This is a genomic window from Vibrio sp. L5-1 (genome assembly GCF_021728315.1).
Classification (GTDB): domain Bacteria; phylum Pseudomonadota; class Gammaproteobacteria; order Enterobacterales; family Vibrionaceae; genus Vibrio; species Vibrio splendidus_K.
The window spans coordinates 1-7,482 of the sequence record NZ_JAKKCQ010000020.1; the positions used below are offsets into that span (position 1 = coordinate 1).

Sequence of the window (7,482 nt, forward strand, 5' to 3'; positions counted from 1 at the left end):
TGCATTATCTCATCATCGGAGATGACCGTAACATCGACCAATGGAAAATCTTGAGTATAGAGAGCCTTAGCCATCTTAGGGTTAGCAAACCCTTTTAACCAATTCATTTCATATGGGTAGGGCGAGACTTGACCATGGTAAAACTGCAAAGGTATCACCAAGGGTAAGTGCTCATGACCCGCTTCAATATGCTGTTGCATGGCAGCGATAGCGTAACGCATCAGTCTGAATGCCATGTGTTTATCTGGCCGACTCTGGTGCTCGATTAACGCATAGACATACCCTTCCCCCTGAGACGTTTTAAGAGAATAAAGGACATCCGAATAATAAGGCCGTAAGTTTTCTTCTATGAAGCAGCCTGATTCGAGCTTTAGGGTCGTCAAATCACAGATTTCACGCAGCTCAGCAGGCAGGTGAATATCCAATAAGTCCTTAGCGGTTTCAGGATGAGTGAGAAACTGCTTAAAGAGCGCATCATGGGGCGTTGGCGTGGTCTTTTTCATTCCATTATCCTAACATCAAATCAGTACCATGATAAAAATTATGCACCACGTTGGTTTCCTTCTACACATCAATTTAGTTCATTCACACAATTTAGTTTATTTACTCTAAGTAATCTTTGTCGGGTGGACGACACCTGTTACCAAGTGCCGTCTCCCTAAGAACCCAGCGTGCAACTTTCACTGCACTAGGCTCAAGCCTCCACGAAGGCATCGTTTGATACCCAGCAACTTATAAAGCAGTCGGAGCAGGTTCGTTCCAAGAGTTACGAGCTAGCCTTTTGGACTTCCTTTTAGCCAAGTATTCTTGGTATTGAGGGTCAAATGGAGTCGCTGCACTTCGGATTTTCACATGCCTTTCTATTGGCACTTTGGCTATTTGGAAGAGATTGAACTGGCAATCCATATCCATGATCTTCTGCCAACCGTGAAACTGCCACTGGCCTTTTCGGTTGATGAAGTATTTTAGGGCGATCCAAGTTTTAGACTTTGTTGGATGGCGCCTTTTTGCCCAGTGCCACAATGTATGGAATAGCTTGTGGCCTACATATCCGAATACTTGTTTGGCAACGCAGTGTCGGTAGTAGTTCGACCACCCCCTAAGTTTCGGATTTATCAGTTTGATAAGATCATTCACTGGTAGGGTTACGTGCTTTTTGACGAGTTCACGCAGATTACTCAAGAACATCAACGTGTTGGATTTACTCGGTTTAATGAGCAATCTCCCTTTGTACTTCCTATGGTTAAAACCTAGGAAATCAAAGCCATCATTAATGTGAGTGATATGCGTTTTCTCTTCGGAAAGTGTTAGGCCTCTTTCTGCTAAGAAATCAGCGATCAACGGTTTGATATCGTTCTCTAATACTTCCTTTGAAGCACAAGTGACGACGAAATCGTCGGCGTATCCAATAAAGTTAGCTCTTGCACCCTTTTTGAGAGCGGTAGACTTAATCTGCTGTTCGAGACCAGAGAGCGTCATTAACATCAAGGTTGGGGATATAATCCCGCCTTGAGGCGTGCCTTCATCGGTGTCTTGAAATAGCCCTTTGTCTACAAAGCCAGACTTTAACCATTGTCCCAACATACGTTTATCAACAACAATATTGTCCATCAGCCATTGATGCCCGATTTTGTCGAAACAGGCTTTGATGTCCCCTTCGAGAACCCACTGTGCTGACCGTTTCTGACTTAAGCAGATAAAACACTGTCCGATTGCGTCAGCAGTACTGCGCCTTGGTCTAAAACCGTAGCTGTTAGGATCGGCAAGACCCTCAGACACAGGCTCTAATGCTAATAGATAAAGTGCCTGTTGCGCTCGATCTATCATGCATGGGATGCCCAATGGTCGAAGTTTGCCATTTTTTTTGGGGATATAGATACGCTTGAGTGGTTTAGCTTGATAGGCCTTTCGACTCAATTGATGTACGGCTTTCATGCGACGTGTGTCTGTGTTCCAAATGACACCGTCTATTCCAGACGTTTTACTGCCTTTGTTTTGCGATACTCGTTTAACAGCAAGAAGCTTTGCTGAACGAGAGTGAGTCAGTATCCATTGCAATGCTTTCGCTTTGCCACGTTTACCTTCTCTCGTTGCCTTTGCGATACGCATCTGAAGCTTTAATACATGCGCCTCAACAGATTTCCAGTCAATTGACTGCCATTGAGCGCTGTCAGGAGCGGCACTAATCTCTTTTGAGATCATCATTTGCATTTCTCCTTGAATAAAGTTCTTCAAATTCTCTCGCAACGGGAGACCAGTCGGAAGTGGGCTCACTTTCGTGACCAGACACAAGTCTGTATCTGCATCGTTACAATGCAGCATTCGTTTTTTCCAACCTCCTATACCTGCATCACTATCGGCCACGAAGGCTTTCCCAGAGGGAGTGATACAGGCTTACCGTGTTCCGTATGTTGCGCAGTGTCAGTGTAGATGCCCGCTATAGATGTATGGACTCCTCTCCCCTCGGGGACTACGTTATAAATACACCTGTAAAAATAGTGGAGCTCAGATATGGAAGACAATCTAATACTTGCCATCGACCTAGCGAAAAACTCATTTCAAGTTTGCTATATGAGAATCAATGGTGAAGTTCTCATGAACAAAGCTATCAGCCGTACTAGTTTGATCAGACTGCTAACTGGAAAGAAGAAGTTTTCTTTAGTGGTCATGGAGGCTTGTGGTGGTTCTCATTACTGGGCTCGCTTAGCGAAGAAAAATAATTACGAAATTAAAGTCATCCCCCCTCGTGCAGTTACAGGTCTACAACTCAAACAGAAAACGGATAAGAATGATGCTTATGCGATAGGGGTTGCCGCTCTACTTCCTCATATATCTAGTTGCAGTCAGATGTCTGAAGAAGAGCAAGGACTACAGTGTTTGGATCGTGCTCGGGCATTACAGATAGCCCAACGAACAGCACTTAGTAATCAAATGCGTGGGTTCTTAATGGAATTTGGCATCGTTTTGCCCAAAGGAATAACTCCTTTAGCAAAACGGATCCCAGAAATATTAGAAGATGCAGAAAATGGGTTACCAGATTGTTTACGCCAAGTACTCGCATCTCAATCTGATTTATTAGCTATGTATACAGAACAAATAGAATACTACGACGGTTTAATCACAGAGCATGTTAGTCAAAATAAAATCTGTAAAAAGCTTAGTAAACTAGAAGGAGTTGGGCCAATCGTTGCATTAGGTCTAATGGTACGTTTAGGTAATGGTAAAGAATTTGTTCGAAGTCGAGATGCGTCTGCTTGTATAGGATTAACGCCTAAACAACACTCTACTGGCGGTAAAGAGCGTATAGGGCATATTTCTAAAAGTTGCGCAGATAAGCGTTTGAGAAGCCTCTTGTATCAAGGAGCAATGTCTATAGTGTACAAAGTTACACTTCGAGCACCAACAACAGAAAAAGAACGGTGGTTAAAATCTATGATAGAGCGACGTGGTAAGAAAATAGCTGCTATTGCTCTGGCAAATAAGACGGTTAGAACCGCCGTTGCACTCATAAAAAGTGATAGTGAGTATCACCCATTGGCGATTCAAGCATAAGTAGTGTTAATTAAATTTTAATTCAATGACTTGCATAAAATAAAGCGATAATACAACCAATGGAATTCAGATCCGCACAAAAGTACTTAGATACTGCGCTATAGACTCGGACCATTGGAGCGAACACATCAAAGGGCAGGAGTAGCTCTCCAATAAGAGCCCGTATATAAGTGCGCAACTATCGTTCTATTTAAAAAGGCATTGATTAAAACGAGGAGTCCATATAAGTGCGGAGAGTTCGACGATCACGAAAGAGCATGGGGCAATCCCTTTCCGACTCTCGTGCCTTTTGGCCACAGCGTATTAACCACTTCCGCTGTTTCATAACATAACGCACCTTATGCGGACACACTTATGTTCATCATGCTGACTACCTAGCACTCACCCGATTGTGGTTATCAGGAGGAGCGTCCTCTCACGATTTTGATCCCGATTGGTCTATGACCAACCTTCGTTACATTGTCAGGCTCGCTACTTTATTCAGAGCCTTAGGTTCATCTGGTGATACAGATGGTTCACACATTAAGCGGTGAACAGCGCTTCATACGACTTCACGTCGCACGCCCCAATATTAGTTTCAGCCAGAACAAGCACTTTCTTAGCCAGCCTAAATTCTGCTAATGTCAGATGAAATACGCGAAAAAGAACTAGACTTAAAGTTAATATCGATTTTAACGGACTGAAAGCTCTATGAGTATAGATTTTCTTACAAGAAAGAAATATTTAACGAGTCATGACTTCTATCGAGATCTCATTGATTTTTTTGTACAAGAAGCCAAGAGCGATATCGGATATTTCCACTTCTATTCTCATACTAACGAAGAAATCGTATTAAATGTTTGGTCAACCTCTGTTTTGGAACATTGCCATTGCAGTTATGAAACTCACTACCCACTATCATCTGCAGGAATATGGGCAGATAGTATAAGAATGAAAAAGCCCGTAATACACAACCACTATGATGCAAACTATTCCATAGATGACTCTTTACCGAAAGGCCACATAAAACTAACTCATCACTTCAGTCTTCCCGTAATACAAAATAATGACGTAGTTGCAGTCATCGGTATAAGCAACAACAACGAACCATACACTCATGACTTCGTAAGTTATTTTTACAGTATGATCAATGACATCTGGCCTCAGGTACAAACAAAGGTAAGTAAGATCGAATCTGGATTAGCTAAAAACAAGCTAGAATTTGATTCTTCTACCCCAATCGCGATTATGACTAATATGCTAGGCGCAATATCTCGTGCGCTTGAAATTCGTGATGAATACACTTCCTCTCACCAACGTAATGTCGCTCATATATGTAATCTTATAGCTGATAAACTTTCACTAGAAGACTCTGTTAAAGAAGGACTAGTCATTGGAGCATTGGTTCACGACATCGGGAAAATTACGATCCCGTCTCAAATCTTAAATAAGCCTGGGAAGCTCATGCCAGCAGAGTACAAGTTACTCCAAAGTCATTCAGAAGTAGGAGCAAAGATTTTTCATGAAGTAATTTTTCCTTGGCCAATCGTCGAAATGATCGAACAGCACCATGAAAGGTTGGATGGCTCGGGCTACCCAAACGGATTCAAAGGGAATGAAATTTTACTTGAGGCTCGGATTATAGCTGTTGCAGATACCTTCGATGCTATGGCAAGTGATAGACCATATAGGAAGGCTGTCGGAGCGGAGAAAGCTATCAATACCTTAGAACAAGGCCGAAATAAACTATACGACCCCTGTGTAGTAGACGCTTTCCTTACTTGCTACAAAGAAGATGAGACTTTAGGTGGGTTGTATACACCTGTGAATTTACAATAAAAATGTGGCACAAATGTAGTAATAATCTTTAGCCACGCTCCAAGTTAGCTTGTTCCTAATTGCTAAAGAGTTTGGTTTGCCATAAAAAGGTAATTCGAACATACTCAATTTAAGTAATTGCCCTAAATTATTTTTGTCCATTTCCTTGCAACTACAATCGTGATGACCAATCAAAAAGGAGGCCATCATGGTAGTTTTCAACAAAACGAAACGAAGTGGCGTCAAAAAGCCTTTTCGACTTGAGGAAATTTGGCGGATCAGAACCAGATTAGAAATTGAAAATAATTTGATGCGGCTTGCGTTGCTCAACTTAGCTATTGATAGCAAACTTAGAGCAAGTGACTTGCTCGTTCTCAGAGTTTGCGATGTATCTTCGCAAGATAGGATATTTAACCGCGTTAAGCATATCCAGCGCAAAACAGATATTGAAGTTCAATTTGAGATAACGACAAGAACGCAACAGAGTCTAATGAAATGGATTTTGATGGCTTCGCTACATGACAGCAATTTTATTTTCCCAAGCCAAAGGCGAAAGCAATAACCGATTAGCTATTCGTACTATCGATACTTAGTGAGGAGATGGGCTTCTAATCTGGGGTTGAATCCTAACTTGTATGGCACTCACTCGATGAGGCGAACAAAAGCAACGTTAGTCTACGCAAAAACGAAAAATATCCGAGCGGTGCAGATACTACTTGGTCATACCAAGGTAGATAATACAATCCGCTATCTTGGGGTTGAATTAGAAGATGCATTGTTGCTTTCAAAAGGTACTGAGTGTTAATCGAAAAGGAACCTAAATACTTAGTTGTTTCAATTGCCATTACGCTGAAAGTTGTTACCCATTCACCTCTATACTTGATTATTTTCAATACGTTAAGTGCAAATACTACTAATCTGTCCAAGGTTTAGAGGACCTTGAACAGATTAGGCATACACAAGCTTAAATTAAACGTTGGAACGCGCGTTTTTCTTCTTTGATTTATAGGCTTTCATTGAGATTTTTAAAGCAAGCTGTTTTTGTTTAATTGAAATGAGTTGTCTAGTTACGACCTTATGGTGTAACTCTGTGATAAAGTTTTTTTCCCAAGGAGTAAGGCGGTCAAACCTCAATAAAATAGTGTCATTGAGTACATTGAACAACTCGTATTGGCTTTTATCCATTCGACTGCTAAGCATTCAATTAGAGCACTTAGCTAGAGAAATGACGTTAAGGCTTTCTACTTTCTCATTTTTTCCTAAGGTAATGATTCGATAAGAGATCCCGTTGTCTAATAAAGGTCTTATTTCGATGTTGTCACAAAAACTAACGGCGACTTTTTCTACTAAGCGGTCCATATTCAACGTTTTCTTTTTTATGAAAACAAGAGTGACACTATTGCCCTCTGACTGAGCATTTACGAGTGTGATTGAGCCTAACTCTTGTGGCAGTTGGCTTGAGATAACCGTCGCTCTATAATCGGCAAGCCCACTAGATTTCATTGGGCTTATCTGACAACCGTTAAGCATGACACTGACGGAAATAATTACTGCTGTTCGTAGCATTATGCGTTTCTTCTCCCTTTAGGTGCCTTAAAATATTTATGGATATAACGTGAAGACATAGAAGATAAGAGCGCACTGTAATCTAAACCGAATGTGACTTTTTCCCCTACAAATAGTGGTTTTTGTGAGGATTCAAGGACAAGATGATCACTGGTTGAAGACATGATCTTAATCCCATTCGGAGCCTTAAGCCCGCTGACACAAACATCTTGGCGGCCTAATGCTAGAATAGCTTGTGAGACCTCCCCTCTATCTTGAAGGCTTTCTTTTTCACCAAAAGCATTTAACCCCCGACTCCCCCAAGGCAAAGTCGGTTTAGCCTTGGATTCAATCACTTCAGCGGTCAAAGAAACCGCATTCGTATGTAAGCCTTTGATATTTTCGTGCTCTAAAGGCTCACAGCCTAAAAAAATTGCTTCTCCTATACGAAGGTTATTTACTCGAGTTAAGCCTGTTCTCTGAAGAGCCCAGTTAACTGAAGCAGAATTACCCCCTGAAATAATTTCTAGACTGATCCCAAATGTAGCTTCAATTCCATCGGCAAGCTCAGAAAGAATATTCATATTT

General features: G+C 41.5%; 6 protein-coding genes and 2 pseudogenes. 3 read left to right on the forward strand and 5 right to left on the reverse strand.

What is annotated here, in order from left to right:
* Together L3V35_RS25120 and ltrA are read right to left on the reverse strand one after the other, a co-directional pair.
* A partial coding sequence (locus tag L3V35_RS25120) for an Rpn family recombination-promoting nuclease/putative transposase (protein WP_237300832.1) occupies positions 1-503 on the reverse strand: 503 nt, incomplete at its 3' end.
* A 229-nt stretch (positions 504-732) separates the two neighbouring features.
* Positions 733-2,205, reverse strand: coding sequence for a group II intron reverse transcriptase/maturase (gene ltrA, locus L3V35_RS25125; RefSeq protein ID WP_237300833.1), 1,473 nt, complete (start codon positions 2,203-2,205; stop codon positions 733-735).
* A gap of 306 nt (positions 2,206-2,511) precedes the next feature.
* On the opposite strand from ltrA, the gene L3V35_RS25130 reads away from it, so the two are divergent.
* The 3 genes and pseudogenes from L3V35_RS25130 (at position 2,512) to L3V35_RS25140 (ending at position 6,154) form a co-directional block, all read left to right on the forward strand.
* Positions 2,512-3,552: an IS110 family transposase gene (locus L3V35_RS25130; RefSeq protein ID WP_237300834.1), complete on the forward strand. Its 1,041-nt coding sequence runs from the start codon at positions 2,512-2,514 to the stop codon at positions 3,550-3,552.
* 690 nt (positions 3,553-4,242) lie between these two features.
* Positions 4,243-5,370, forward strand: coding sequence for an HD domain-containing phosphohydrolase (locus L3V35_RS25135; protein WP_237300835.1), 1,128 nt, complete (start codon positions 4,243-4,245; stop codon positions 5,368-5,370).
* Positions 5,371-5,557: 187 nt separating this feature from the next.
* Positions 5,558-6,154 (forward strand): annotated as a pseudogene (locus L3V35_RS25140) (tyrosine-type recombinase/integrase).
* 164 nt (positions 6,155-6,318) lie between these two features.
* Here L3V35_RS25140 and L3V35_RS25145 read toward each other — a convergent pair.
* The 3 genes and pseudogenes from L3V35_RS25145 to L3V35_RS25155 all read right to left on the reverse strand — a co-directional run.
* Positions 6,319-6,549 carry a hypothetical protein gene (locus tag L3V35_RS25145; protein WP_004735670.1) on the reverse strand — a complete coding sequence of 77 codons (231 nt, stop codon included), beginning with the start codon at positions 6,547-6,549 and terminating at the stop codon, positions 6,319-6,321.
* A complete protein-coding gene (gene gspS2, locus L3V35_RS25150) occupies positions 6,550-6,915 on the reverse strand; it encodes a type II secretion system pilot lipoprotein GspS-beta (protein WP_237300836.1) in 366 nt (121 codons plus the stop codon).
* Positions 6,872-7,482 (reverse strand): annotated as a pseudogene (locus tag L3V35_RS25155) (alanine/ornithine racemase family PLP-dependent enzyme); the annotation flags it as partial. The gene gspS2 and the pseudogene L3V35_RS25155, both read right to left, overlap by 44 nt.

What these genes read in the sequence shown, in the direction of transcription:
- ltrA (WP_237300833.1), bottom strand. Translation starts at nt 2,205, where the DNA reads ATGATGATCTCAAAAGAGATTAGTGCCGCTCCTGACAGCGCTCAATGG.
- L3V35_RS25130 (WP_237300834.1), top strand. Translation starts at nt 2,512, where the DNA reads ATGGAAGACAATCTAATACTTGCCATCGACCTAGCGAAAAACTCATTT.
- L3V35_RS25135 (WP_237300835.1), top strand. Translation starts at nt 4,243, where the DNA reads ATGAGTATAGATTTTCTTACAAGAAAGAAATATTTAACGAGTCATGAC.
- L3V35_RS25145 (WP_004735670.1), bottom strand. Translation starts at nt 6,549, where the DNA reads ATGCTTAGCAGTCGAATGGATAAAAGCCAATACGAGTTGTTCAATGTA.
- gspS2 (WP_237300836.1), bottom strand. Translation starts at nt 6,915, where the DNA reads ATGCTACGAACAGCAGTAATTATTTCCGTCAGTGTCATGCTTAACGGT.